The organism is Paenibacillus sp. 01T47, assembly GCF_056398245.1.
Genome location: NZ_JBFTPA010000001.1, coordinates 506,821 through 533,150, shown reverse-complemented (window position 1 = coordinate 533,150; position 26,330 = coordinate 506,821). Strand labels below are relative to the sequence as shown.

The following is a 26,330-nucleotide window of genomic DNA, read 5'->3' as shown; positions in this document are numbered from 1 at the left end:
TTCACAACTGAACACCCTCTCGTTCTCTCTCATCTTCACTGCTGCTTTCTATTACACGCAAAAAGGCCTCTACGACCTTAGGATCAAAATGAACTCCGCTCTGAAGCTTAATTTCAGCAATGGCTTCCTCTTGTGTCCATGCCCGTTTGTACGGTCGCTCATGTGTCAGGGCATCGTAGAAGTCAGCGATCGCTACGATTCTACCGGCAAGTGGAATATCTTCTCCGCTAAGTCCATTCGGATAACCTGTCCCATTCCATTTCTCATGATGAGATAGCGCGATGCTTTTGGCTAATTGCAGAACCGGGAACTGGCTTCCCTCCAAAATGCTGGCGCCAATTTCCGTATGCAGCTTCATCTTTTCGAATTCCTCCGGCAAGAATCTTCCCGGCTTCAGCAGAATGCTGTCTGAGATTCCGATTTTTCCAATATCATGCAAAGGTGCTGCCCGTCTAATAAGAGCTGCTTCCTCTGCCGACAACCCTAAATCAGTTGCAAGTCTTCCAGCCATATCACCCACTCGCTGCGTATGCTGCCCCGTCTCATCATCACGATATTCCGCTGTACGCCCCAGTACGTTCAAAATTTCATTTTTGGCCCGTTCAATCTCTTTGGTGCGTTCGCGAACTCGCTGCTCCAAATTGTAGTTTTGCTCTTGAAGCTTCAGATGATAATATCTTGTCTTCAAAAAGTTTTGAATGCGCAGGACAACTTCCATCCGATCAAAAGGTTTTGTAATAAAATCGTTGGCGCCTTCATGCAGCACCCGCGTTCTGGCCTCGGGTGTCACATCCGCTGTTAGGACAAGAACCGGCAAATATTCGCCTTCTTGATTCCATTTTCTTAAATGCTGCAGCGCCGATAATCCATCCATAACAGGCATATGTAAATCTAACAAAATAATATCGGGCTGATTGGCCCGGTATAGCGTCTCTAGCTGCGTTGCATCTGTGGTCGTGAACAAATTCGTATAACCCGCTCGTGACAATATACGTTCTAGGAGACTGATATTATATTCCTGATCGTCTACAATCAGAAACTTTGCGGATTTCATCCATAGCTCATCCATAATTTATCCTCATTTGTTCTTTGATTATTAGATAATCTTTCCATACTTGCTATCATTATAGATCATCATTCGACATTAATCGAGAGAGTTCTTGCTAAGCTTTTGATTTCGAAAATAGGATAAGGAAGGGAATTTCTCATATTTTGTCGAAATGTAACCATTGCCATAATGAACCGAGTAGGAGTTGGTTAGCAAATGAATCATGCTCATGGAACATACGATATCGTATTGGTCATCTTTTCATATCTTGTAGCGGTCGTTGCCTCTTATACGGTGCTTGATTTGGTCGGACGAATAAGTACTACGCATAATAGAAAACGATGGTTATGGCTCCTATTTGGCGCTTGCGCTATGGGTATGGGCATATGGTCGATGCATTTTGTTGGAATGCTCGCCTTTTCGCTGCCCGTTCCCATTGCATATCATATGCCAACCGTTGTTCTGTCGGTTATTGTAGCTATAGTAGCGTCTTTTTTGGCCCTTCATATCGTCGGTAGAAATCAGCTTTCACTGCCTCAATTGCTGAGCGGGGGAATATTGCTGGCAAGCGGTATAGTAACGATGCATTACATCGGCATGGAAGCAATGATGATTGAGATCACCTACGATCCTATTTATTTCTCGTTATCTATTATTATTGCTGTTGTGGCCTCAGTTGCGGCCTTGTGGCTTTCATTTTATTTTCGTAAAGGCAGTGAGAACAAGCGCGGACATATGTGGAAGAAGCTGGGTAGTGGATTGTTAATGGGAGCTGCAGTCGTTGGCATGCATTATATTGGCATGATGGCTGCGCATTTTGATATAGAGAATATCCATTTACACAGGGCGGATTCTGGGATGATCCTAAATCAGCAGTGGCTCGCTTATATCATTTCTGGAGGAACGCTGTTTACATTAGGCATGTCGCTTATTGGTATCTATATTTCCAATAAGTTCTCTGTTAAAGACTCTGAAATACAAGATAAGTCGGATGAGATTCTAAAAATAAACCATGAATTGCGGCAGCTTAACGAACACTTGGAGCAGATGGTTAAGGAGCGGACAGCGCAGCTGGAGAAGGCCCATGATGAAGCGATTAAAGCCAATCGGATCAAGAGCCAATTTCTTGCCAATATGAGCCATGAGCTTCGGACACCGCTGAACGCCATCATTGGCTATAGTGAGATGCTGATCGAGGAGGCAGAAGAGCTCGGTGAGCAGACGTTTGTAGAGGATTTAGGCAAAATCGGCAAAAGCGGAAGGCATTTGCTCTCCCTCATTAATGATATTTTGGACATTTCAAAAATTGAAGAAGGCAAAATGGAAATCCATGAAGAGATGTTTCAGGTTCATGATTTGATTCAAGATGTGATTACAACAATAAAGCCGCTTATTGAAAGTAATGGCAACCAGCTGCAGACTCACTATGTACGAGGTGAAATGATGGCTGATGTTACAAAGCTGCGCCAAATCCTATTAAATTTGCTTAGCAATGCTAGTAAATTCACCCATAATGGAGCTATCCAATTTAACGTCTATGAAGAAGATAAGGAAGGAAAACCAGGCTTTAGCTTTCTTATCAAAGATTCCGGCATCGGCATGAGCCCTGAGCAGCTGGACAAATTATTTCAGCCGTTCACCCAAGCCGATGCTTCCACCACTCGCAAATACGGCGGTACTGGGCTTGGGCTTGCCATAAGCAGCCGATTCTGTTCCGTAATGGGCGGACATATTTCCGTTGAGAGCGAGCCCGGGGTGGGAAGCATCTTCATTTGCTGGATTCCAATCTCGCGAGCCTAGAATTCGTAAAAGCTCAAATAACGGATTTAAGTAAAATTCAAATGAAAAAAAGCGCCGGGTTCTCTTTACGAGACTTTTCCGGCGCTTCTTTTTGAATACTTTTCTCGAAATACTAGCTGGTCAGGCATGCAAACATAAGTATTGCCCGCCCTCTGCTAGTCATATCGGCCTTCTACAGTCATCTAATCCCTTGCCTGATGCTGAGCAATAGCTCATCCTTTCTAGTCCTCCTTCGCTTCTTCTACTTATCCTGTGTCAAAAATTGAACAGCTTCCTTTATTTGAACTTCAATATCATGAGGCGTGTAGCCTAACCAAGTGTCCATGCTAATATCGTAAATATGTTTATCTTTAACAGCCGAGAGATTTTTCCACAATGAGCTTTGCTTAATTTCGTCCAAACGCTTAGTTGTATCCTCTCCCTCAAGCAAAGTCAGAAACACATAGTCAGCGTCGTAATCCGGAAGCACCTCCAATGAGATCGGAACTGCCCACAAATTCGGGTCTTTCTCTATTTCCTTCTGAACGAGAGCAGGCGGTGTGAGTCCAAGCGCTTTATAAAGCGTAAAGCCCATATTGCGAACGCCATAGACATAAAATTGTTTCGGGTCCACTCTATAAATAGCAAAAGTTTTGCCCTCGCCAATTTTACCGATAATTTCATCTTTTGCTGTTTTCATTTTCTCATTGAAATCCGTTTTCCATGCTGCTGCTTCCTGCTTACGATTCAGAATATCTCCTATAACCTCAACGTGGCCGAATACATCGTAATCCATCCATGGAACAACAACCGTTGGAGCTATTTTAGTAAGCTTGTCATAAACCTCCTTCTCAATGTCACCAGCAATAATCAAGTCAGGCTGCAATGACACGATTTTCTCGTAGTTTATTTGATCTGCGCTTCCAACGTCTTCTATACCTTTAAAGTCCGCATCCGTTGTTTCAAGCAAATGGCTTGAAGCTCCGATCGGTTTAAGTCCTACCTTAAGCATATGGCTGGCATATTGGAGTGTAACGACTTTTTCCGGGTTGACCGGGATCTTCGTTTCTCCAAAAAAATGTTTATAAACCCGCGTTTCGGTCGTACTTTCATTAGATGACTTCTCATTCTGTGAAGCCGCGTCGTTCTGCTCAAGGTTTGACGTTGCTTGTGGATTCGTTTCTGCCTTCCCGCATGCCGCTAATGCTAATACAAATAAAAGCATACTCATGCATATGAATACGTTTTTCTTCAAGATGATATCCCCCAGTAATGTGTAGCTATATTTTCGGACGCAGCTAAGCTTACTTTTCCCCAGTAATACTGGGCTAAAAGTTCTCACCCGCCCCTTTTATTGATAAAGATTATCATTATTAATTAGAAGCGTCAATGAAATATATTGGGTATATTTTCTCGCTGTTTTATAACCCTATTAACATTTGGGACTCCCTTCCTTTTATGTATACACATAGTCATCTGTACGTTATATTGTGGAGAATATTAAATGTCCCGATTGACTGTTATCAAGTGTTATATAGATTAGAAAGCACCATTCGCGAAGGGAGGAGATTTCATCGAAGACCAGACCATTGAGCAATTCATCGTACGGGTGCAAAATGGCGATTCGAGTTACTATGTCGAGGTCGTACAAAAATATCAGCAGGCCATCTACCGCTACTGCTTGCGGTTACTTGGAAATCAGCAGGATGCTGAAGATGCAGCCCAAGATATTTTCATAAAAGCGTTCGAGTCTATTATGCAATATAAGAACACGGTCAGCTTCTCTTCATGGTTGTACAAAATTGCCTACCGTCATTGTTTAAACCTATTGCGTAAGCGTAAATACCAGCTTCGTCTGCTGCTTCGATTGTTTACTCCGGAAGTGAAAGCAGAGAGTCCAGAACAAACGATAGACAACCGATTATTCAGCCCGCAATTAATGTATGCACTGACTGCATTATCTCCAGAGGATCGATCTATGCTCATTCTTCGCATTTTTGAAGAACGAACTTTTGAGGAGCTGGGTGAGATTGTGGGATGCAAACCAGAGGCTGCCAAAAAAAGAGTAAGCAGAATGAAAGAAAAGGTTAGAAAAAAAATGGCGGAATGGCAGGAGGAGCTAAAATGGGACGAGAACAATCAGACGATCAATATAAAGACTTAAGGCAGCATTCCATACCTGATCATCAGATCAATACTATTAATTTATCAGATGCTGTAATGAACCATATTTCTGCTTCGCAATCAGGCATAAAGGTCCGAAGCTACAACCCAGTAAAGCGATTTCCGATCTACGCCACGATTCTATTCATTGTGCTTCTAACATCAGCATCCGTTTATGCTGCAAGTGAGCTGATTCAAATTCGTGATCATGCGGGAGATGTCAAAATTAAATCCATTGTGCTAGAGTCTGAATCGAAAATCGTACCTTATACGCTTCAAAATGACCCTCCGCTTCCAACTTATAGAGATCGCGTACTAGAATTAGTTAAGCCAGGTCAAATGCTGGCCTACTTCGTTAGAAATGATCGTTCGTCTCTAGCTATACAGTACCTCCACAACACAAATACGAACACTTCTTACAACGATTTTAAGGAGCTTCTCGATCGCACTTCCGCTCCTGTCATTAAGGAGCCAGTTAGCTTGCCAGATGGCTTCACGTTCAAGTACGGCAGCGTTATGCCGCTCACTCCGAATGAACATGACGCTTCCCTGGCTGAAGAATACGCTAGATTGCTTGCGTTGTTCAAACAAAGGGCTGCTGCGGAACCGGATCAGGATTTATTCGTCGAAGAGGTAAACTGGACAAAAGCAAATATATCGGAGCTCGAATACACGAAAAACGACATGAGCATTCGAATCCAAGCCATGAAAGACATGATCGGCATGGAGGTTGCTCTTTCCGCGGAATATACACAAGAAACAGTCGCTATAAACGGCATAGAAACCATTTTTGCAAGCGGCAGTATACACGGCTTTCAAAGCTATCAAGCGATATGGTATGACGAAGCGCAAAAAACATATTATCAGGTGACAGCATCAGGCAATGTAGACCTGACAGAAGAGCAATTTAAGCTCGTCGTAAAAGGCTTGATCTAGGGCTAGAGACAGGGTCAAATAAAACAAGTTTAATAGCTGTTCTCCCTCCAGTATTCACTGGATGGCGAGCGGCTTTTTTTTCTATTCATTCCACTGAATCGTATGTTTAGATCTTGTATAGAAGCATAGTGTAAAATAACCATTGTTGTATGTATATTGCCATTTAAACTGGTCTTTTTGAGCTAAGTTCTATTAAATACTTCATTTTTTGGCGCTATGCACAAATTGGTAGTATATGCGAGTTGCATCCGGAGCATTTTGCATACTGTTGAAATGGCTGTTTAGTCCCATTCCACATGTTGGAACATGTCGGATAAAATAGAATCAAGTTGAGAATAAAGGGGAAAACGTGCTTGAATCAGAAAATTACACGCAGCAATAACCGTCAAAAAGGCAGCTTTGTATCTTTGAAAAAAACGACTCTTATCATCTACTTGGCAATCGTCATTATTCTCATTGGAGTCTGCGGAGTTCTGTACGGCAAATATTTGAGTGTGGTTGATTTCAACCTGCAATCCGCTGTTGCTAATAAGCTAGAGCAATCAAATGAGCAAGCGCTCAATAATGAAACCGCTAACTCGAATTCAAGCAAAAATGAAAATGGCGGGCTTGAAACGATTGTAGACGAGCTTATCCCCGCAGGATCTGTAGACGATGAAGAAAAACAAGAACCAACTGAAGAAAAACAGGATACCAATACGGGTTCCAAACCTGTTGAGACTAATAATCCAAATCCACCGGTCAAAGAGACCGTTAAAACACCTGACACTTCTAAGCCCGCTGTGACAGAAAAGCCCGACAAGGTGGAAAAGCCTGTACAAGAACCGAAGGACAGCGACAAGACAACAGGCTCCTCCAATGAGACGATAAAGCTTCCAACTACCTATATCGTTCAAAAAGGCGACACCTTAAGCTCAATATCCGAGAAATTTTATCAATCGAAAGACCACTATGCACTGCTTGCAGAGCATAACCATATTTTGTTTATTAATGATATGAAAGCTGGAGATAAGCTAACTATTCCGACATTATCCTCTGGCACTGGATCAACAGGCGGCAGCTCGCAAGGGTCAAAGGATTATTCCAAAATCACCCTGCCAGCAACCTATTTGGTACAGGCTGGCGATACCCTCTCCAGCATATCCAAAATGTTTTATAAATCCGCGGAATATGTAAGTTACATTGCGCAGGAAAACAAAATTGACAAAAACGCCGGATTGAAAGCAGGCAGCAATCTCATCATTCCTTCTCTTAAAAATTACAAGAAAGAGGAAGATGATAACTCATGGGGCGTATCTCCAGGTTTTGAGACAGTAGATCATACCGTTAAAAACGGTGAGACGCTTTACAGCATTTCCAAAACCTATTATGGCTCAAACAAATACGCAATGTTTATTGCCGACTTCAATCAAATCGTAGATATTGATAATGTAAAAGCCGGCACGGTATTGAAAATCCCTAAATGATTAGCTAAAAGAAAAACGACGCCCTCTTTCGCGAGAGGCGTCGTTTATTTGTCTATTTCTTCCTTCCATATTGCTTCGCATAAGATGTAATGCGTCGATACATGCTTTTGTCCTTTAAATGCTTCAGCGGATAGAACTGCGGTCTCGTATTTACCTCTAGAATCCAAGCATTTCCGGTTTTGTCCAAGGCGACGTCGAGGCCCAGCTCGCGAAATCTACTTCCATGTCTATCAAATATACGTCCAACTGATCTGCCAAGCCTCTTCAGTTCTGCTTCCTTTCTTTTTACTCTAGCATAACTGAACCCTGCTTGAGAAAGTGTATTCTGGAAATATCCAATCTGGCCGCCTTGGTGATAGTTTGTTGTAACTTTCCCCCGCTTGCCTATTTTCGTGAAGAGCGCACTGCTCTTCCATATGCCGTTGTTTGTCTTTTGTACCATGACCCGTATGTCGAAAGAGTTGCCATTCACAGTGGCAAGATGAATGCCTTTTTGCAGCAAATAAGAACGTTTCCTCGCATGCTTTTTCAATTTTCCATAAAGGGTGTCGAGCGTGGAGCAGTGATTTTTTTCGGAGTTGTGTTGGATCTGATAACCATTTCCCTGCTTCTTTATCCGTATAATATTAAAGCCGCCTGAACCAGTGGTCGGCTTGAAATAGACAGTTGGATATTGAGAAAGGATCATACTAAGATTCCTTCGGTTAAAGCGCAGCGTCTTAGGAACGTACGCTCTTACATCTGCATTCTTAAGCAGCCATTTCGTTTTTGTCCACTTGCTCTTTATCGTGGTACTCTTGTAGTTCATAATGTACATTCCCTCCTTATCCCTAACATATGAGGAGGTATGATTGTCTGATCGTGCTCTTGTCTAGTCGGTGGTATTATCTATGCAGCTCACTTTAATGGAAGCATGATTCCATAATTTAATATGATCGTTCAGCTTCATCGCAGTGCGAAGAAAAGCGAAGAAAATCTATCCGTTCTAACTTGGTCAAGCACTGTAAAAAATGCGATACATGTGTTTAAAGGATGAGGCTTGTATGGCATATCATGCGGCAGATACTCATAATCCTATAGTAAACAACTAAGAATCAGCGCACATCCATCAGGCTTTTCAGCAAAAAAGTTAGGAAACCCCATTAAGGAGGTTATTTCTGATGAAGGCACTTAACGTAATTAGTCTTATTCTGATCATCCTAGGCGGCTTAAATTGGTTATCCGTGGGCTTATTCAAGTATGACGTCGTCAGTGAGGTTTTTGGGGGAACAGAAGAGGTTGGATCACGAATTGTATATATCGTCGTCGGTGTCGCTGCGCTTTACGCTCTATCCCTTTTTGGAAAGGTAACAAGCGAGGACTAACAAACAACGGCAGTAACCATAGGCCACGCCTGGCTAAGCCAGGCGTGGCCTATGGTTACTATGATCTTGTGACGATGTATGAGAAACTTGCATCTCCTTTTTTAAAAATTCATTCTGCAAGCAAGAGCATCATCATTCTTATCTCACTCGAAACGTTCTCGGCCCGTACCTGCGGACAAGCACAGGCGCAGCAGCTAAGTAAAGCAGCGTCAAAACAGCTATACTCACCGTAAATGGCACTATCGGAATTCGCAAAAAGATACATGCCCCACTAGCTGCTGATATCCCCATATTCACTATATAATATAGCGGGTTTTTCACATTCAGCTCTGTAGAATACGGTTGAAAAATATAATACATAAACAGATGATGTATGGTGAAAAACACGGAAAGCGAAATAACACAGATCCAAAGCATAAGCAGTTCGCTATTTAGCCACTCCCCGCCCGCTGCTGCGATAATCGCTGTTAGTGACACCCCAAAAGCAGCGGCAATACTCAGGTTCAAGCCCATCATTTTTTTTAGCCGAATGAGGAAATGACCAAAAGCTGAGCCGCGATAGAAGCTATAACGCATTAGGCTAAGATCACAGTTGTAAAACATCGCCTTGCAAATGTTCTCTCCAACGGACATGTAATACATAATCAGAACTAAGAACGGAAATACCATTCCCGCATTCCATTTTAGACTCTGCAGCTGCTCTCGGAATAGGAAGGTAAGCAGAACACCCACCACACCGAAAGCACCAACGATAACTAATCGTTTGTTAACCGGGCTGCTGATTAGGCTGCGATGCCGGAGAAAAAATATAGCGTTCAAATACGCATAACCTTTTTTGCCGTCTAACTTGCCTTGCTCATTTAAGTCTATGATATAATCGCTATCCTTTGATTTGACGCTCTTCTTCTGTGACTCTGTCACCATACGACCCAGATCGAGCAGAGGGTCATCCCTTTTAGTTGCCGCATCAACCACTCCACTATAACCGGTATAACGAGCCAGTTGAAAGACAGCAAACAAGCCTACAGCTATAATGATAATACTAACCGGCAGACTCAGAAGAAACGTACCCGTAAACGGAACCTTGCCGAGCAGCAATGGCAAATACGCGCCGGCATAACCTATTAAAATAATCATCCATACGAGAGCTGTTTGTTTAATCAGTACAATGCCCGTTTTCTCAAAAAGCTTGAGATGTGCATACTCCGCAAGAACTCGCCACATTGTGACCATAATGGTTAGCAAAACCGCTTGCAATATGGAGACTCCCGCGAGTGATCCGAACAAAAGCATGGCTGGCAGCAGATATAACAAAAAGGTTGTATAACGATAGGCAAGTGACGCCTGCATATATCTTTTTCCAGACAACCTCATCAGCTTCACCGCTACGTACTTTTCTCGCTTTGGTTCGAGCACAGTCGCGCTGCTGATCGCTGCCACAACAAAGCTGATGATTGCAAATATATGTACAAATTGCTGGTGCTTTTCTTCCTCAGACAATCCCACAACGAATTCCGCTATAGGCAAGTAGATAAGTATCCCCAAATAGGCGAATCGAAGCATGAATCCCCACAGCTGGGTAATGATGAGCGCTATAATAGAAACGGCCTTCTTGAGCCCCAAATTGGCGTAGAAGCTATTGTGCACCAGCTTGCCGAGCAGCGGCAGCTTCTGAATATAATAAATGAGCATGTTTGCCGTAATGGAGGTTCGAATAGCCAGCAGCGTGTTAAGCGTTCTCAGCATGGGCTTCATCCTTCAGCAGGTTAATGACGGATTGCTCAAATTCCGCGCTATGCAGCAGCTCTGACGGTACGGCAGACAACTTCCCTTTGTTCAAAACAACCAGCTCATCGCATAGATCTGAAGCTAATTGCAAAATATGCGTAGAGAATATCAGAATGTGGTCACTCTTCATCTCCCTCAGCATGTTCTTCATTTCCAGAGCAACAATAACATCGAAGGAGGTAAGCGGCTCATCGAGCAGTATTATTGGCGGTTTCGTTATGAGAAATAGCAGCATTTGCAGCTTATTCTTCATGCCGTGTGAGTAGCCTTTGATCAGCAGATGGCGATCCTCCATTGTCATGCTCATCATGTCAAAATAATAATCAATGCTCTTATCCATTTGCAGCTTGCCTTTGTTAATATCCATAAAAAACTTCACAAACTCATAGCCCGTAAGAAACTCGGGAAGAATCGGCAGCGAGTACACATATCCGACATCCTGCTCGCTTAGCTTCCTCGTGTGGCCATCCACTTCCAACAGCACTTGCCCGCCATCCATGTCCTTCTCTCCGCTCAGACAGTCGAATAGCGTCGTCTTACCTGCACCGTTTCGACCGAGCAGACCATATATTTTTCCTTTCTCAAAAGTAAATCCGGCTCCTTGGAGCACTTGTTTATCCTCAAATCGCTTGACGATATCATCAATAATCAGACGCAATTACAGCTCCTCCATTCATCCCACATTTTTCATCTCCTATTTTGTACGATAATGAGAACGAAAGGTCTCGAATTGTAAGGCTGCTGAAGGAAAATGATATGTAAATACATAGAATTACTTGCAGGGAGTAAGCACAAAAAGAGCAGCCAGCTTCCCTTCGACGGGAGTGCCGACTGCTCCTCTTTGCAAAATATATAAGCAGCTGATAATGATTGGTACCTGAACACCGCTAGGCAGCCCTTCCGCAAACCTATTGGCTCAGATGCATACATTATCGTCCATTCGCTACTTGCTGATTTTTTCCTTCAGTTCGCCAAGCTTCTCCTGCGCAGTACCTTTCAGCTTATCTAACTTGCCTTCCGCCTGCAGCTTCTTGTTATCTGTCGCTTTGCCGTAGCTATCCTTCATTTCGCCTTTGCTTTGGTTCGCAATACCCTTCACTTTATCTTTCAGTCCGTTTGTATTCATCTTCATCATCTCCTCGATAATTGTATGCTTCTTCTTACCTCCAAGGGGAAATTTTGAAACAGGGTTATATTGGAAGTCGGTAGATTTACGGATGAATTACCCTTTATTCAGTCTATTAAATACTCAAAATAAAGCTCGTTTACAATGTCATTTTTGATATCGATATAGAGATTAGTGGTGTGCGTGAACCAATAGTCGAGTGTAAATAAGCGCAGAAGTGCACCTGTTTTTAACAAACGAGATGAAAATGATTCGAATAGGTGTATAAATGCATCTAGTTGAACAAAATTGAAAATATTTAGTTAAATAAGTGCATTTATGCTCTTAGATTCAGCTATTGCTGACTGATGTGCACATTTAGCTAACCTGCTTTGCAGTGTTAAATTTATTTGACAGTGTCTTGGCAAGTTTTTTCATAAAGCGTAGTTGCTTATTTTCAACTGAAAACCTTTAATATATAGACCCCGTTTATCTAAACAATAATATTACACACGATAATCGTAGGAATGCATATTCAGCAAGCTGTGTAACTGATTTATGCTAGTACTATAAGTTTGTTTGCAATATCGTTTGATCGTGCAACATTATCCGCCTATTTTGTAAACCAATATTAAATAAATATTGGTTTTATTGCATTGCCGTCTAGAATCGTGATGGCTTCACACATTTAAGGAGGTGATTAAGAAAGAATGTAATGATGTGCAAAATTGAAAGCGCATTAATTCGAGGTTAAAACATCTGACTAGGAGGTTTTTTATGTTATCAATGAACGAATTGGTAAAAAGAAATCCATTCGTCATCATGTCTTTGGCATTTGTTTTATTGCTGTCGCAGCTTACGCTGTACCCCTCCGTATCTTCAGCCGCCGGAGGCCCTAATCTTGCTCTGGGCAAAGTTGTATCAGCCAGCGGCTATGCCGATGTGTATGTAGCGAGCAATGTTAATGACAATAATCAGGGCACCTATTGGGAGAGCGTAAATAATGCATTCCCACAATGGCTCCAAATCGATCTTGGTGCGAATACGAGCATCGATCAAGTTAAACTAAAGCTGCCTGCGGGCTGGGAAACACGTTCACAATCCTTAGCTGTACAAGGCAGCACAAACGGCACAACGTTCTCTAATATTGTTGGTTCTGCATCCTACACATTCAATCCAGCAGTGAGCAGCAACACCGTAACAATCAACTTTACAGCAACCAGCACCCGTTATGTTCGCTTAAACTTTACGGCTAACACGGGTTGGCAAGCCGGACAAATTTCTGAATTCGAAATTTACGGTTCCACAGTAACGCCAACACCTACTCCTACTCCTATACCAACAGCTACTCCAACCCCTACACCTGTGCCTACACAAACGCCAACACCAACTCCTACACCTACGATTACACCTACACCTACAATTACACCGACGCCTACAATTACACCAACGCCACCTGCTGGCGGCAACTTAGCTCTAGGTAAATCAATCACTTCCAGTTCTACCGTCCACACATTCGTAGCAACGAACGGCAACGACGGCAATACGGCTACATACTGGGAAGGCGGCAACAATCCTAGCCAATTAACCGTCGATCTCGGTTCCAATCACAACATCACATCTGTTGTTGTGAAGCTAAACCCGTCTAGCGAATGGGGTACGCGAACCCAAACGATTCAAGTGTTAGGCAACACCCAGAACTCTTCCACATTCAGCAGCTTGGTTTCCGCGGCATCTTACACATTTAACCCCGCTAACGGCAACTCGGTAACGATTCCGGTAACCGCTACGGCGAAACAGGTCCAATTGAACATAACGAACAACTCCGGCGCTCCTGCTGGCCAAGTAGCCGAATTTGAAATCTATGGCGCTCCAGCTCCAAATCCAGACCTTACGATTACAGGAATAACTTGGACGCCTACAGCTCCGGTAGAGACGAATGCGATTACCCTTAACGCAACCGTTAAAAATATCGGCACTGCAAACGCCCCTGCGACTACAGTCAATTTTTATCTCGGCAACGAGCTGGCAGGATCTGCTCCAGTAGCCGCATTGACGGCTGGCGCTTCAGCTACCGTATCGCTGAATGCCGGAGCAAAAAATGCTGGAACCTACGCCGTTAGCGCCAAGGTCGACGAGAGCAATGCGATTATTGAGCAGAACGAGACTAACAACAGCTATAGCAGCCAGACTGCATTAACCGTAGCTGCCGTGTCCAGCTCTGATCTAATCGCAACCGCCTCTTGGAATCCAAGCAATCCAAGTGCAGGCAATACAGTAACCTTCACCGTAAATCTTAAAAACCAAGGAAACATTGCTTCCGCCGGTGGTGCTCATGCCGTAACACTAGTTCTTAAAAATGCTGCTGGTGCAACCATCCAAACCTTAAATGGTTCCTATAATGGCTCATTAGCTGTAGACCAATCCGTCAATGTCAGCATGGGAACCTGGACCGCTGTCAATGGCAGCTACACGGTAACTTCCACTGTTGCAGCTGACACAAACGAAGTACTCATTAAGCAAGCTAACAACTCAAATACAACAAGCCTTTATTCCGGCCGCGGCGCTAATATGCCGTTTACCATTATTGAAGCAGAGTCCTCTTCCAATACAACGAACGGAACAAAACTAGCTCCGAACTTCAAGCCTGGCGATTATGCGGGTGAAGCTTCTGGACGCTCCGCCGTGCATCTTGATGCTACAGGCGAATATGTAGAGTTTACGCTAACTTCTTCTGCTAACGCTTTTGTCCTTCGCAACGCAGTTGCAGAAAATACGACCGGAACGATTAGTATTTATGCTAACGGTGTGAGTAAAGGCAAATTCACGGTAACCTCCAAGTTCTCTTACGTATATGCAACACCAAGTACGCTTGGCCGCCTGGGTTACGACAATGCGCCTGGGGCAGGTTTAACTGCTTACTGGCTGTATGAAGATTCCCAGTTGCTGCTTGACCAAGTGTATCCAGCAGGAACGAAGATCAAAATTCAAAAGGATGCTGGTGACGTCTCGGCAATCTATGTTGACATGATTGAAACCGAAAATGTCGCTCCTCCAGCCGCTAACCCTGACACGACTAAATATATTTCGGTTTCCTCTTCCAAATCCATAGAGCAAGCGCTTAATGAATTTAGACAGGATTCCACGAAAAAGGGTATTTATATCCCAGCAGGCGAATGGGTGATCAACAGTAAAATATTCCTTTATGGACGTGCAACCGAAATCATTGGTGCTGGTCCATGGCATACCAAATTGGTTGCGCCACAGAACCAATCCAATACGGATGTAGGCTTTAATATTGGTTCTACTGCTAACGGTTCAACGATTAAAGACCTGTCTGCATGGGGCAACTATGTATACAGAACTGATGGTCCTGGTAAATTCATCGATGGCAACGGCATGCAGAACGTAACCGTTCAGAACGTATGGGTTGAGCACTTCATCTGCTTGTATTGGGGCGTGAATTCCTCCAACAACACATTCAAAGACAATCGTATCAAAAACACATTCGCAGATGGAATTAACATGACCAACGGCTCATCCTATAACGTAATTGACAACAACTATTCAAGAGGCGCCGGTGACGATGCCTTCGCCTTATTCAGCGCAGTTGATGCAGGCGGTTCCTACAATGTAGGCAACAAATACACGAATCTTACAGCAACCTGTGTAAGACGTGCAGCAGCTTTTGCCGTATACGGCGGCTCGGATAACCTATATCAAAACCTCTATGGTGCAGATACGTTGACTTATCCAGGCATTACCATCAGCAGCTTAAGCTTTGGTTACAACACATTAGGATTCGGCGATAAGGATACTGTAATTGATGGCGTAACATTAGACCGTACGGGTGGAGATTTCTGGACCAGCGTCGGCGCTGATGACAAAATCAATGAATATCAAAACTTCGGCGCTATCTGGTTCTTCGGAGGAGACAGAACCTTCAAAAACATTCTCGTAAAAAATGTGGACATTAATAATTCCGTGTACTTTGGTCTAATGTTCCAGACTAAATCGCCAGAGAATCTTGCTATGCAAAACGTTCGCGTAGAGAACGTAAACATCAATAACCCTTCCCGCTACGGCATCAAGCTCGTGGTCAGAGGAGAACAAGGCCAAGGGCCAGCTGTCGGCGGAGCAAGCTTTACGAATGTGAAAGTGAATAATCCAGGTGTCGCAGCCATTTATGGTGAAAGCGGCAGCCCGAACTTTACAGTGACAAGAGTATCCGGAAACAACTGGTAATCTAGCGCAATGAAAAAGGAAACAGCGTACTCGGGTAACCGAGTACGCTGTTTTTTTAGCTCCAAACGATTTATAGGTAATAGTATCCATTTAAAATCCCAAGTTAAGGCGACGTATCATACGGTCTCTTTTCTATTTTTATTAATTCTTCTTGTGAAAATACACGCCTTTATTCCTTAATTGCTCTGTTGCAGCTTTTCCAAATGAACATCCAAGTTTTCAAACGTTTGCGTTATACCTGGAATCATTCCCATATCGATTACCGTTTGCAAAGCTTCTGGCGATGCATATTTCGCGGTGTTAACTAGCTTCGTCTTGCCATCTTGCTCAATAAAATCGAGTGTAACCATCATTTGCGGCATATTTTCCGCAACATTGCCTTCCGCATCCGAGAAACAATCTCTATAGACGATCTGCTCCGGTGCTGTAATCTCCTGATAGAATGCTTTACCCCACGATTCCATACCGTAGAAATCGCCTTGGTTCTTATCTTCACACTTCATGCAATAATGCCAAGTTCCACCTGGACGGAAGTCGACGTTGCATACAGGTATAGTCCAGCCTTTTGGTCCCCACCAATGTTTTAAATGCTCTGCCTCCGAAAAAGCTTTAAATACAAGCTCGCGCGGTGCTTGAAACACACGCTCCAATATAAGTGTGCTGCCTTCTACTTTCGATACCAATTGATTAGTTAGGTTAGGGTTAGTCATAATAAACATCCTCCTCAAATTTGTTTATATCATTATTCCGTTTATGTCTTATTGCTAATCTTATTTATCTGTTTCCTTGTTTTGCAGCTCCAGTAAATAATCGTCTAGCCGATCGTAGCGTTCCTCCCACATACGTCGGTATGATTCAAGCCAAGCGTCTAATTCCTTAAACGGATCAGGACGCAGCTTGTAAATACGACGGTTAGCAATCGCCTGCACCTCAACAATACCGGCCTCGCTAAGGACGCGCAAATGCTTGGAAGCTTGGGGCTGACGTAGGCCAAGCCTTTCAGCAATCTCCCCAACCGTTAGAGGACTCGCTCGCAATAGGTCAACAATCTGCAGGCGGTTAGGCTCAGCCAAGGCACTCATAACGTTAGCATTCATAAGAAAAACATCCATTCACTTGATTTAATTAATTCATCCTTCTTCTAAAGCAAACATTTAAAGCAAACATTGCTTTATCGAATCCTTTAAGCCCTCCCTCCTTGTATTTCCTTTTGTTGAATTAAATATACCACAACGGGAATATTCCTGTAAAGGAATATTCAAAATATTTTTAAAGCTTGCTTATGTTCCATGAAATCAACCGAGCAGCGGATTTAAGAACCATCGATATCATCGATGTTCTTATTCATCCTACATCGCCTCATCTAATTCTGATTAAAGAAGAATAAATCAAATCGCTGTTTTCACTCGCAGCTATCAGTTAAAATACTATACTTTCCGATATAACATTAGGAAGTTTTTAACAATATAAAAAAACGGTATTTAATTGGATTCGGAAGGATGAATTTTATGTTTAAGGTTAAGCGTATAGTCACATGTCTGATCATCGTATCTTCATTATTTTGGGTAACAACAACAGCAAATTTGTATGCTCAAGATCAAAAAGATGACGAAAAATACGATTTTCTCATTATCAAGCCCTATGGAATGAAAGGACACTGGGCTGAGCGTCTGTTTCAATGGGCTATGGCACAAAATATTATAAATGGATACCCTGACAGCAGCTTAAAGCCTGACGAGCCAATAAGTGAAGCAGAGTTTTTAAAAGCTCTTTATAGAGCCTTGGGTATGGCTTTGCCATCCGCAAGTTCCCCTGAGGGTAATGATGATTGGACAGATGGTCCCTATCGCATGGCAGAGAACTTTAATCATCCTACATCCGGCGCTTCGAACCATAAGCTGAGAATGGAGCCACTCACGAAGTCACGAGCTTCAGAAATCATTTGTGCCGTGCAAGGTGTTCATTATGAAGGCGAAGACGCCGTTGTTTACCTCATTGGAAACGGTATGGCTAACAGTGACGCTATAACGCCAGAGCAATTCAATGGACAGGACTCTTTTTCACGAGCAGAAGCTATTCAGTGGATTAGACAGCTCACCTTTAAAGGAGTACTGGATATATTAAAAAGGCCAACCGCTCCATCGGATCGCACACTTCTACCGTCCTTACCATCTGCAGCCGTCCAGCGTATTCCAGATTTCAGCGCCGAACCCGTCACGAGAAATGACTTCAATTTATTTGGAAATAGTCCTTTTACTGAGGTGAAGATAGGAGATTCAAAAGAAACAATAGAGGATCTATACGAGGTTTCGGATGATAAGGATGTCTTTAATAATAACATTTACCCTTTATTCTCAGCACACTACAACAAAGATGGGCTGGTTGATTCTTGGAAAATAGATGAAGACACTTTTGAACCTCCCAATACAAATCCGTCATTACGTACATATAAGGGGATTGTCCTCGGAGAAAGCACAATGTTCGATGTCCTTCGCCTATATGGAACTTTTGGTTTTTATGGAGACCAATCAGCTACCTATTTCTACGAGAAGACCAACGACGGAAATTACCGCGACATTTCCATTCATGATAAGCTTAACAACCCTGATAATATGTATTCAATATCGTTCATATTCGATAAGGAGAGCTATGCTGTTGTCTATGTCTCGACTTCTTGGTTCCCCCATTCTTATTTTGGATGGGAAGATGTTTAATGTTATACAACAAACCCAGTACCGACGTGGTACTGGGTTTGTTGTGTAGGTATAACACTCATTCCAAAACCCTACACGATGAGCACTTTTTATAAAAAACTTCCTTCTTATAGGCCACATTTCTGTTACCGAAACCATAAATCATAAATGATTCCTTTTTCAATCCCAGCCAACCCTTATGCTCTAACAGGTGCCACCTTATACGCGGCTCTACCGTCTGAATCTTGCTCTCCCTCATGAGGGGATACTCCCCAGCCGAATGAAAGGACGGAAGCGAGGCGCTGTGCTTCAGCTTCTGACAAATGGGCGATGACCGCTTCGTTCTCGGGCTCCAAAATAAGCTCTGCTTCTTGCTTCAGTGCGACAAGTATCCAGCTGTGAATGCCGCGTATCGTGTTGTACTTGATTTGATAGCCGTTTGTTACAGCTTGTACGAAAGTATCTTGTTCCTCATTCGCCAAAGCGGTTAAAGCGGTGTATTCGAAATGGAACTTGCTTTCATCTGCCGGCAAATTGCCAGCCTGCACTTTGCTAATCAGTTCATCATTTGGCCAGCCGTAAGCCTTCAGCGATTCCAGCATCAAGGCATCCCATTGTGAAAGCTTCGTTTCGGGCTTGAGTGTGTCAGCCATTCGTAATCTCTCCTTTATGCTCGCATGTGAGCAGTCCTATGTGAAAGAGACTGCCCCGGTCATCATGGATAACCGGAGGCAGTCTCTTGCCAATATTAAAAGTTACTTGCTTGCTTTGTAGGCGTTTAGGAATTCTTTCGCTTTCGCCGGATCAGCTTTCAGCTCCATGCCTGTATTCACAAGCGGGCTAAGCGTGGAAACGGCTTTGAACTTGTTGCCATTGTAGAATGCCAAGATTTCATCCTGGTTGATGGAGTATAGAACTGCTTTCCGCAGGTCTGCGCTTTCTGCAACTGGACGATTTTTTGTATTGAACAGCAAGTAAGAAACAGCATTGCTTTGTACGGTTTGAAGCGCCAGCTTGCTGTCGCCCTTCACAACGTCAAATTTCGTCTCGGATACGCCGTAGTAGATGTGAATCTCACCACTGCGAAGCGCGGACAAGCTGCTGTCTGCGTCTTTGATAAAGCGGATTTTAATATTAGCGATATTCGGCTCATTTTCTGTACCCTTCATATACGCAGGGTTTTTGTAGAAAATTGCTTCGTAATCATTTTTGGAGGACAGGATGTAAGGACCGCTTGTAAACAATGTGTTGTTATACGCGCTGCCTTCTGTTACCGTATTTTGGTCGCCGTAAGGAATATCTTTGTTCACATCGAATTTAGCTACATCGTACGTGTTGATGCTCTCTACTTGTTTCTTGGACACGATACCTGCCGATTGGTGAGCCAAGTAGTTCAGTACTTGTGGGAAAGGCTCAGTCGTCGTAAGCTTAACGACTTGGTATTTACCCTCTTTGTTGTTCGCTTGCTTCTTATCCGATACGAGAGCGGAAATTTTTGAACCAAGACCTTTTTCAAGAGCTGCTTTTACTGTGTCGCTGCCACCGGAAACCTTAACAGCATCTAGTGCTGCAGCATCCGTTACAAGCTCTACGTTATTGATATGCTCGTGAAGAGTAAACGTACGGTGGTCAGGTACAGAGTTTTTGTCTTTCGCACGGTTCAACGAGAAGATTACATCGTCAGCACCAACGCGTTCGCCAGTATCTACTGCGAGCTTGTTTTTGATTTGAGCAAAATTGATATCGTCTCTTAGGATAAAGTAGTAATCGGAATTGCCATCAGCAATCGCATGATTCAACGATAGGGAACCTTCGGAAGTGATTTTATCATCATCTGTTAGATTCACTAGACGCACATACATATTCGTATTAATGATGTTGATGGAGCCGTCGTTGCCTTTGATTGGATCAAGCGACGTCAGCGTCGGCATAGTCGATTGAAGCACTAGCGCATCTTTTGCACGCTTTGAAGTGTCTTTAAAATCAACATCTTCCCAAGGTAGGGAACGTGACTTCGAGATGCGTACGGAATCCTTGTTCAGTACGTCTTGATTCAAAGCCTGTGCTTTCAATGAGTTGTATAGCGGCGCGATATAAGCCTTGTCAAAGACAAGCTGCTGCTCGAATTGCTTGTACGTTTCTGTGTACTCTTCTGGCGTTTGAGCACCAGCCGCATCAATCAATTTATCGATTTCTGGATCAGTAAGGATGCTGTAGTCTCCGCCTGTTTTGAAGAGCGAGCGTACTGCATAGTCGGGGTTACCTGTAACGGTAGTCCAACTGGACAATGCGATGTCATAGTTGCCAGCGTCCTGCTGTGATTTGAAGCTGCCGTAATCAGCTTGTAGATTCAATTTCACTTTGAAGCCGTTTTTTGTAAGCTGATCGCGAACAATATTAAGGTCTGCCTCGTTTGAGCTCATGCCAAGCAATTCTATATCTACTGGGTTACTGTCAACGACTGCCTCTGTTCCTTGCGTTGGTGCTGGTGATTCCTTCACGTCGTTCTTTGTTGTTAATTTGCAGCCGCTGAGCATAATCGAAAGACTGATTAGCAACAATGCGGCGAATTTGCCTTTGTTCTTCATGATAGTAGTCTCCTCCTGTTTTATCTTTATCTTGTATGTTAACTCACATTCAGTTATCGCCCATTCCTGTCTCGTAACGTAGAAGTCGATGGAATATGAATGAGGTTAAGAAGAAACGACTTCGTCGTCCTTGTTTAAGGACAAGAAGTTTCTCGCAAAATATAGGCGGAGTATAAATGTGAAGCTTATACTTTCCTATATTTTAAAAAAGGGATGAAATCTTTAATCCAGCTTCGGATCCAGCGCATCGCGCAAGCCGTCGCCAAGAAAGTTGAATGAGAGTACAAGCGCGATAATCGCAAGTCCCGGATAAACAGCCGTATAAGCATGCGTTTCTAGATAGGCGCTTCCGAGCTTTAATATATTTCCCCACTCCGGAATATGCGGTTCTACGCCAAGTCCCAAATAACTCAAGCTGCTGGTCGAGATGACCGCAGTACCAATCGTCAGCGTAGATTTTACAATCATCGGCGCGATGGAGTTAGGTACGATGTGCTTGAACAAAATAGTTCGGTCACTGGAGCCGAAAGCTCTTGCAGCCTGTACATATTCCAGCGTAGATACGAGCATGACATTGGCTCTCATTGTCCGGGCATAAGTTGGAATCGCACCTACACTTAATGCCAAAATTAGATTGACCGTGCTTGCGCCAAATGCCGCAATAATCGCAATGGCAAGCAGAATGCCAGGAATCGCATAGAGGATATCTAATATCCTCATAATAATATTGTCCGTATGCCGCCCATAATAGCCAGAGACTGCACCTAGAACGCCCCCAATCAAGACGGGGATGAGCGTTGACAACAAGCCAACTGCCAAAGAGATTCGTGCGCCGAAGACGATACGCGAGAACAGATCTCTTCCGAAGTTATCCGTTCCTAGCGGGTAAGCCAGCTCAGGCGATTGAAGAATTAAGCTGTAGTTGTTCTCAACCGCAAGGCCGTAATCAAAGGTCAGGTAACTGGTTATGGCCAGCGTGAGCAGGAACAGGATAAAGAGCAGTCCCAGCATGGAAGTAGAGCTTCTCGACAGACGCTCCACAACTTCTCCAAGCTTAGAGCCGGATGAATACCCCTTGTCCCGCAGCTTCGCAATCAGCAATAACCCAAGAAATAATGCGAACAAGTTGCCGGATACCGAAGTTAAAATAAGGATCCCAGCAACGATTCCCATCCAGCGCGGCATCGCTGCTTGATCTGCATATTTAGCGACCAGCAGCAATGCTGCGAGCTGCAGGAGCGCGGCAACGATCAATAGAAACATACCGATCATAAACCCGTTAGCCACATAAGGCTTAAACAAGTTAAGGGCTGATACTGCAAATACGAGCAGAGTCGTAAGGAGCGAATAAACAGCTAACGTATACGCCGCGCTTTTTTTCTGCTTGATGAGCTGGAACGCCGTGGTTGCCACGAATACATTCGCGGTTAGAAGGCTTAACAGCAGTACATAACCAAGCATCCTTGTGGAACGTCTGATCGCGCCAAAACGGATAAGATCGCTTCGAATGAGCGCCCATACCGCCAGCTCGAGCAGAGCGAAGGCAAAATATGCAATGCTTGCAATGAGTACTGCAGGCTTAAATGACCCGTCACCGGGAACATAACTGTTTAGCAGAAGAACAAGACCAAGCGCCAGGGATACGATGCCAGCGAAGCTTGCCTGACTGTATTCTTGGCTCGATTTCAGCCTGAACTTGACTTCTTGCTTGCTGATAGTAGGATTCGTCAAGAGTAGCACCTGCTTTAGTATTGTTTCATTTTAGAGCGGATTCTAGGATCAAAAAACGCATACATCAAATCGACGATAACATTCACGATCGAGATGGTAATGGCTGTATAGACGACCCCGCCCATCACGCTAGGAATGTCGGGAATGAACTGCTTATCAACGATATAACTGCCGATACCGCTAATATTGAATACTTTCTCTGTAACCGCCGCTCCCCCGAGCATACCGCCGAACTGCAAGCCAATGACAGTAATAATGGGGATAAGCGCGTTGCCAACGGCATGCTTCCAAATAACACTTTTGCGGGCAAGCCCTTTGGCCCTTGCGGTCGTAATGTAATCCTCATGAATAACTTCAAGCGTCGATGAACGGGTCATTCGGGCTACGGCAGCAGTTAGCCCTGTGCCTAGAACGACAATCGGCATAATCGCAGACAGCCAGTTCTCAGGGTTATACGTTGCAGGCAGCCATGGAAGCTTAATTGAGAAATTCAAAATAAAAATAAGCGCCTGCCAGAAGTTCGGAATCGACAATCCGAGCAAAGCAATGAACATAAAGGTATAATCAAAAAAGGAATTCGGTCTCGTAGCCGAAATAATGCCGATTGGCAAAGCGATCAATACTGCGATCAGCGTCGAGATAACCGTTAACGTGAGCGTCACCGGAAATTTATTCGCGATAGCTGCAGTAACATTCTCGTTGCCTGCAAATGACTTGCCGAGATCGAATGTAAATATACCTCTAATTGTGTCCCATAACTGGACAAGATAAGGTTGATCTAATCCGTACAGATGGTTGAAGGCTGCGATCTGCTCGGCAGTCGCTGTCTCTCCTAATAAGTTAGCCGCTGGATTCATCGGCGATATATACAGGATTGTAAAAACGAGAAAAGCGACGCCCAAAATAACGAATACTGACATCACGATTCGTTCCGCAACGTATTTCAAGTAAGGCATCGAGTAAATGGCCATCAACACATACATTGGAAAACCGATAATAAGTGATAAGATGAAGAAAGCCGGATTCAAGGCTAACGCATGATACGTATCGCCAAATGAAAACTTCAGCCCGTTCTCGCTGGCAAGCCGTTTGTCCAGCTCATGGTTGAACGATTCATTAAATTTGATCTCAGCCAACCGGTTCGCTTCCAGCTCGGTTTGCTCTGCGCTGACGGTTTGCCCGAAGAAACGATGCTTGCGGACAAGCTGTTCCTTAGCCTCGATAAGCAGCTTATCCCGGCGCCCAGTTGCAAGCAGCTTGCTCCTTGTCTCCGCGGCGATTGCTTTGTAGCCGTACTTAGTTTTACGATATTGATGAACGCCATACACGATGGCAGATACAGGAGCTCCTAACAGCAATATAAGCAGACTGTAGGCTGGATGTAATAACATTTTGCGGTAGATGGCGGCGATATGATCAACAAAGCCATTACCCGTAGCAGTTGCGTGCCCTTTCAAGCTAGTCCGCTTCCTTTCCATCTAGTAATTTTAAATTGCATTATTCCGATCAATATAGTAGATTTTATTTTATGGACTGGAATATGTCAATAACTTATAACTTTGTTACTTACTTTTTTTCATTATACATGATATAAGGAATATCAGGTATAAATAAGAATCTCTCTTTAAATTACCCTAATCTCAATTGGAAAACCACAGAATTGCAGGTGCATATATGGATACATTATTACAAGTTAACGATTTATCGGTTTCTTTTTTCGCCCGTAACAAAGAAATAGAAGCGGTACGTCACGTCAGCTTTGAGGTCCGTAAAGGCGAAACGCTCGGCATTGTAGGCGAATCCGGCAGCGGAAAGAGCGTTACTGCGCGTACAATTATGAGGCTGCTGCCCTCTCCCCCTTCCATGGTGAAGAACGGTGAGGTGCTTTTTCAAGGACAAAATCTAGCCTTTAAAACCGATAAAGAAATGGAAGCCATACGCGGAAGAGATATCGGAATGATCTTTCAAGATCCCATGTCCTCGCTCAATCCGACCATGCGGATCGGCAACCAAATTGAAGAAAGCTTGATCAAGCATCAAAAGCTGGACAAGAAGCAAGCTCGTACTGAAGCGATCGAGATGCTGAAGCTCGTAGGCATTTCGAACAGCGAAGCCCGCTATCATCAGTACCCTCATGAATTCTCTGGCGGGATGCGTCAGCGGGTCATGATCGCCATTGCGCTGGCATGCCGTCCTTCGCTGCTAATCGCAGATGAGCCGACAACCTCGCTTGACGTTACCATTCAGGCACAGATCCTTAACCAGATGAAGGATATACAGAAGCAGCTGGGAACCTCCATTATTTTAATTACGCATGACCTAGGTGTCGTAGCCGGCATGTGTGATCGCGTCGTCGTCATGAAGGACGGAGAAATCGTCGAGACAGGAACAACGGAGCAAATCTTTGCCAATCCGCAGCATCCTTACACTGTTAAGCTTCTCCATGCATTGCCTCGTTTAGACGAGAAGAAAAAACCGAAGCCCATCCCTGCGATTATTCAGCGGGAAGAAGGCGTGCCTTTGCTGCAGGTCCGTTCATTGAAGCAATATTTTGATATGGGCAAAGGGCAAATTGTTAAGGCCGTTAATGATATCAGCTTCGATATACAGGCAGGTGAAACTCTCGGAGTTGTCGGTGAATCGGGCAGCGGAAAGTCAACGACCGGCCGCACAATTCTTCGCTTAAATGAGGCGACGGGCGGCGAAGTGCTTTTCAAAGGAATACCGCTTCAGCAATTAAATCGCTCGGAGATGAAGACGATGAGACGTCATATGGGTATGATCTTCCAAGACCCGTACGCCTCACTAAATCCAAGGCTTCGCATCATTGATATTATTGGCGAAGCGCTTGACGTACACGAAATAACGACCTCCAAACGGGATCGTCAGAAACGTGTCGAGGAGCTGCTTGAGATGGTTGGGCTAGATCCTTCTCATGCCATGCGCTACCCGCATGAGTTTTCCGGCGGCCAACGGCAGCGGATCGGCATTGCGCGGACGCTCGCTGTAGAGCCTGAATTTATCGTCTGCGACGAGCCATTGTCCGCACTCGACGTTTCCATTCAAGCACAGATTGTGAAGCTGCTCGAGGAGCTCCAGCAAAGGCTTGGTCTGACATACCTGTTCATCGCCCATGATTTATCGATGGTGAAGCATATTAGCGACCGCGTCGCGGTTATGTATAAAGGGAAGATCGTTGAGCTTGCCGAAAGCGAGGAGCTTTACGCGAATCCAATCCATGCTTATACGAAGTCACTTTTGGCAGCAATCCCAGTACCTGATCCAAAGGTTGAATCACAGAAGAAGCTGGTAGTGCATGAGGAAGCTGCCAAAGCTGATCCCTACGAGCTCGAACACTCCGAATTCGTTGAAGTGAAAAAAGGCCACTGGGTGGCCGTTGCAACCAGCTAAGCTGGCGATATTA

The 26,330-nt window shown here is 44.1% G+C and carries 20 protein-coding genes; 8 read left to right on the top strand and 12 right to left on the bottom strand.

The window, feature by feature from the left end; translation table 11 throughout:
• Position 1: 1 nt before the first annotated feature.
• Positions 2 to 1,069, bottom strand: a complete 1,068-nt coding sequence (locus tag AC1DOV_RS02250) for an HD-GYP domain-containing protein (RefSeq protein ID WP_477549072.1) — start codon at positions 1,067 to 1,069, stop codon at positions 2 to 4.
• A gap of 195 nt (positions 1,070 to 1,264) precedes the next feature.
• Here AC1DOV_RS02250 and AC1DOV_RS02245 point away from each other — a divergent pair, with 195 nt between their 5' ends.
• Positions 1,265 to 2,848: a sensor histidine kinase gene (locus AC1DOV_RS02245; protein WP_477549071.1), complete on the top strand. Its 1,584-nt coding sequence runs from the start codon at positions 1,265 to 1,267 to the stop codon at positions 2,846 to 2,848.
• A gap of 241 nt (positions 2,849 to 3,089) precedes the next feature.
• On the opposite strand, the gene AC1DOV_RS02240 is transcribed toward AC1DOV_RS02245, so the two are convergent.
• On the bottom strand, positions 3,090 to 4,082 hold the full coding sequence (locus tag AC1DOV_RS02240; protein ID WP_477549070.1) for an ABC transporter substrate-binding protein: 993 nt from the start codon (positions 4,080 to 4,082) through the stop codon (positions 3,090 to 3,092).
• Positions 4,083 to 4,436: 354 nt separating this feature from the next.
• On the opposite strand from AC1DOV_RS02240, the gene AC1DOV_RS02235 reads away from it, so the two are divergent.
• The 3 genes from AC1DOV_RS02235 to AC1DOV_RS02225 all read left to right on the top strand — a co-directional run bounded on the left by AC1DOV_RS02235 (position 4,437) and on the right by AC1DOV_RS02225 (position 7,392).
• The gene (locus tag AC1DOV_RS02235) at positions 4,437 to 4,991 is read left to right on the top strand and encodes an RNA polymerase sigma factor (protein WP_477549069.1); all 555 of its coding nucleotides are present in this window, start codon (positions 4,437 to 4,439) and stop codon (positions 4,989 to 4,991) included.
• On the top strand, positions 4,952 to 5,926 hold the full coding sequence (locus AC1DOV_RS02230; RefSeq protein WP_477549068.1) for a hypothetical protein: 975 nt from the start codon (positions 4,952 to 4,954) through the stop codon (positions 5,924 to 5,926). The genes AC1DOV_RS02235 and AC1DOV_RS02230 overlap by 40 nt, the downstream gene beginning before the upstream one ends.
• Positions 5,927 to 6,279: 353 nt before the next feature.
• On the top strand, positions 6,280 to 7,392 hold the full coding sequence (locus tag AC1DOV_RS02225; RefSeq protein WP_477549067.1) for a LysM peptidoglycan-binding domain-containing protein: 1,113 nt from the start codon (positions 6,280 to 6,282) through the stop codon (positions 7,390 to 7,392).
• Positions 7,393 to 7,444: 52 nt separating this feature from the next.
• On the opposite strand, the gene AC1DOV_RS02220 is transcribed toward AC1DOV_RS02225, so the two are convergent.
• On the bottom strand, positions 7,445 to 8,200 hold the full coding sequence (locus AC1DOV_RS02220) for a YheC/YheD family protein (RefSeq protein ID WP_477549066.1): 756 nt from the start codon (positions 8,198 to 8,200) through the stop codon (positions 7,445 to 7,447).
• A 352-nt stretch (positions 8,201 to 8,552) separates the two neighbouring features.
• On the opposite strand from AC1DOV_RS02220, the gene AC1DOV_RS02215 reads away from it, so the two are divergent.
• A complete protein-coding gene (locus AC1DOV_RS02215) occupies positions 8,553 to 8,756 on the top strand; it encodes a DUF378 domain-containing protein (RefSeq protein WP_477549065.1) in 204 nt (67 codons plus the stop codon).
• 138 nt (positions 8,757 to 8,894) lie between these two features.
• Here AC1DOV_RS02215 and AC1DOV_RS02210 read toward each other — a convergent pair whose 3' ends face one another.
• The 3 genes from AC1DOV_RS02210 to AC1DOV_RS02200 form a co-directional block, all read right to left on the bottom strand.
• Positions 8,895 to 10,502 carry a hypothetical protein gene (locus AC1DOV_RS02210; RefSeq protein WP_477549064.1) on the bottom strand — a complete coding sequence of 536 codons (1,608 nt, stop codon included), beginning with the start codon at positions 10,500 to 10,502 and terminating at the stop codon, positions 8,895 to 8,897.
• A complete protein-coding gene (locus AC1DOV_RS02205; protein ID WP_441878807.1) occupies positions 10,486 to 11,202 on the bottom strand; it encodes an ABC transporter ATP-binding protein in 717 nt (238 codons plus the stop codon). The genes AC1DOV_RS02210 and AC1DOV_RS02205 overlap by 17 nt, the downstream gene beginning before the upstream one ends.
• 285 nt (positions 11,203 to 11,487) lie before the next feature.
• Complete coding sequence (locus tag AC1DOV_RS02200; protein WP_339209488.1) at positions 11,488 to 11,676, bottom strand: CsbD family protein; 189 nt, start codon at positions 11,674 to 11,676, stop codon at positions 11,488 to 11,490.
• A gap of 750 nt (positions 11,677 to 12,426) precedes the next feature.
• Here AC1DOV_RS02200 and AC1DOV_RS02195 point away from each other — a divergent pair.
• Complete coding sequence (locus AC1DOV_RS02195; RefSeq protein WP_477549063.1) at positions 12,427 to 15,894, top strand: discoidin domain-containing protein; 3,468 nt, start codon at positions 12,427 to 12,429, stop codon at positions 15,892 to 15,894.
• Positions 15,895 to 16,070: 176 nt separating this feature from the next.
• On the opposite strand, the gene AC1DOV_RS02190 is transcribed toward AC1DOV_RS02195, so the two are convergent.
• Both AC1DOV_RS02190 and AC1DOV_RS02185 read right to left on the bottom strand, forming a co-directional pair.
• Positions 16,071 to 16,604, bottom strand: a complete 534-nt coding sequence (locus tag AC1DOV_RS02190) for an SRPBCC domain-containing protein (RefSeq protein WP_339206609.1) — start codon at positions 16,602 to 16,604, stop codon at positions 16,071 to 16,073.
• Between the two features lie 60 nt (positions 16,605 to 16,664).
• Entirely contained in the window at positions 16,665 to 16,991 is a 327-nt protein-coding gene (locus AC1DOV_RS02185; protein ID WP_144376785.1) for an ArsR/SmtB family transcription factor, read from the bottom strand.
• 402 nt (positions 16,992 to 17,393) lie between these two features.
• Here AC1DOV_RS02185 and AC1DOV_RS02180 point away from each other — a divergent pair, with 402 nt between their 5' ends.
• Positions 17,394 to 18,608: an S-layer homology domain-containing protein gene (locus tag AC1DOV_RS02180; RefSeq protein ID WP_477549062.1), complete on the top strand. Its 1,215-nt coding sequence runs from the start codon at positions 17,394 to 17,396 to the stop codon at positions 18,606 to 18,608.
• A gap of 176 nt (positions 18,609 to 18,784) precedes the next feature.
• Here AC1DOV_RS02180 and AC1DOV_RS02175 read toward each other — a convergent pair whose 3' ends face one another.
• The 4 genes from AC1DOV_RS02175 to AC1DOV_RS02160 form a co-directional block, all read right to left on the bottom strand.
• Entirely contained in the window at positions 18,785 to 19,240 is a 456-nt protein-coding gene (locus tag AC1DOV_RS02175) for a hypothetical protein (RefSeq protein WP_477549061.1), read from the bottom strand.
• A 102-nt stretch (positions 19,241 to 19,342) separates the two neighbouring features.
• Positions 19,343 to 21,175, bottom strand: coding sequence for an ABC transporter substrate-binding protein (locus tag AC1DOV_RS02170; RefSeq protein WP_477549060.1), 1,833 nt, complete (start codon positions 21,173 to 21,175; stop codon positions 19,343 to 19,345).
• 222 nt (positions 21,176 to 21,397) lie between these two features.
• Positions 21,398 to 22,906: an ABC transporter permease gene (locus AC1DOV_RS02165; RefSeq protein ID WP_441878819.1), complete on the bottom strand. Its 1,509-nt coding sequence runs from the start codon at positions 22,904 to 22,906 to the stop codon at positions 21,398 to 21,400.
• Positions 22,907 to 22,920: 14 nt separating this feature from the next.
• Positions 22,921 to 24,363 carry an ABC transporter permease gene (locus tag AC1DOV_RS02160; RefSeq protein ID WP_477549059.1) on the bottom strand — a complete coding sequence of 481 codons (1,443 nt, stop codon included), beginning with the start codon at positions 24,361 to 24,363 and terminating at the stop codon, positions 22,921 to 22,923.
• Positions 24,364 to 24,580: 217 nt separating this feature from the next.
• On the opposite strand from AC1DOV_RS02160, the gene AC1DOV_RS02155 reads away from it, so the two are divergent.
• The gene (locus AC1DOV_RS02155; protein ID WP_477549058.1) at positions 24,581 to 26,317 is read left to right on the top strand and encodes an ABC transporter ATP-binding protein; all 1,737 of its coding nucleotides are present in this window, start codon (positions 24,581 to 24,583) and stop codon (positions 26,315 to 26,317) included.
• The last annotated feature ends 13 nt before the right edge of the window (positions 26,318 to 26,330 follow it).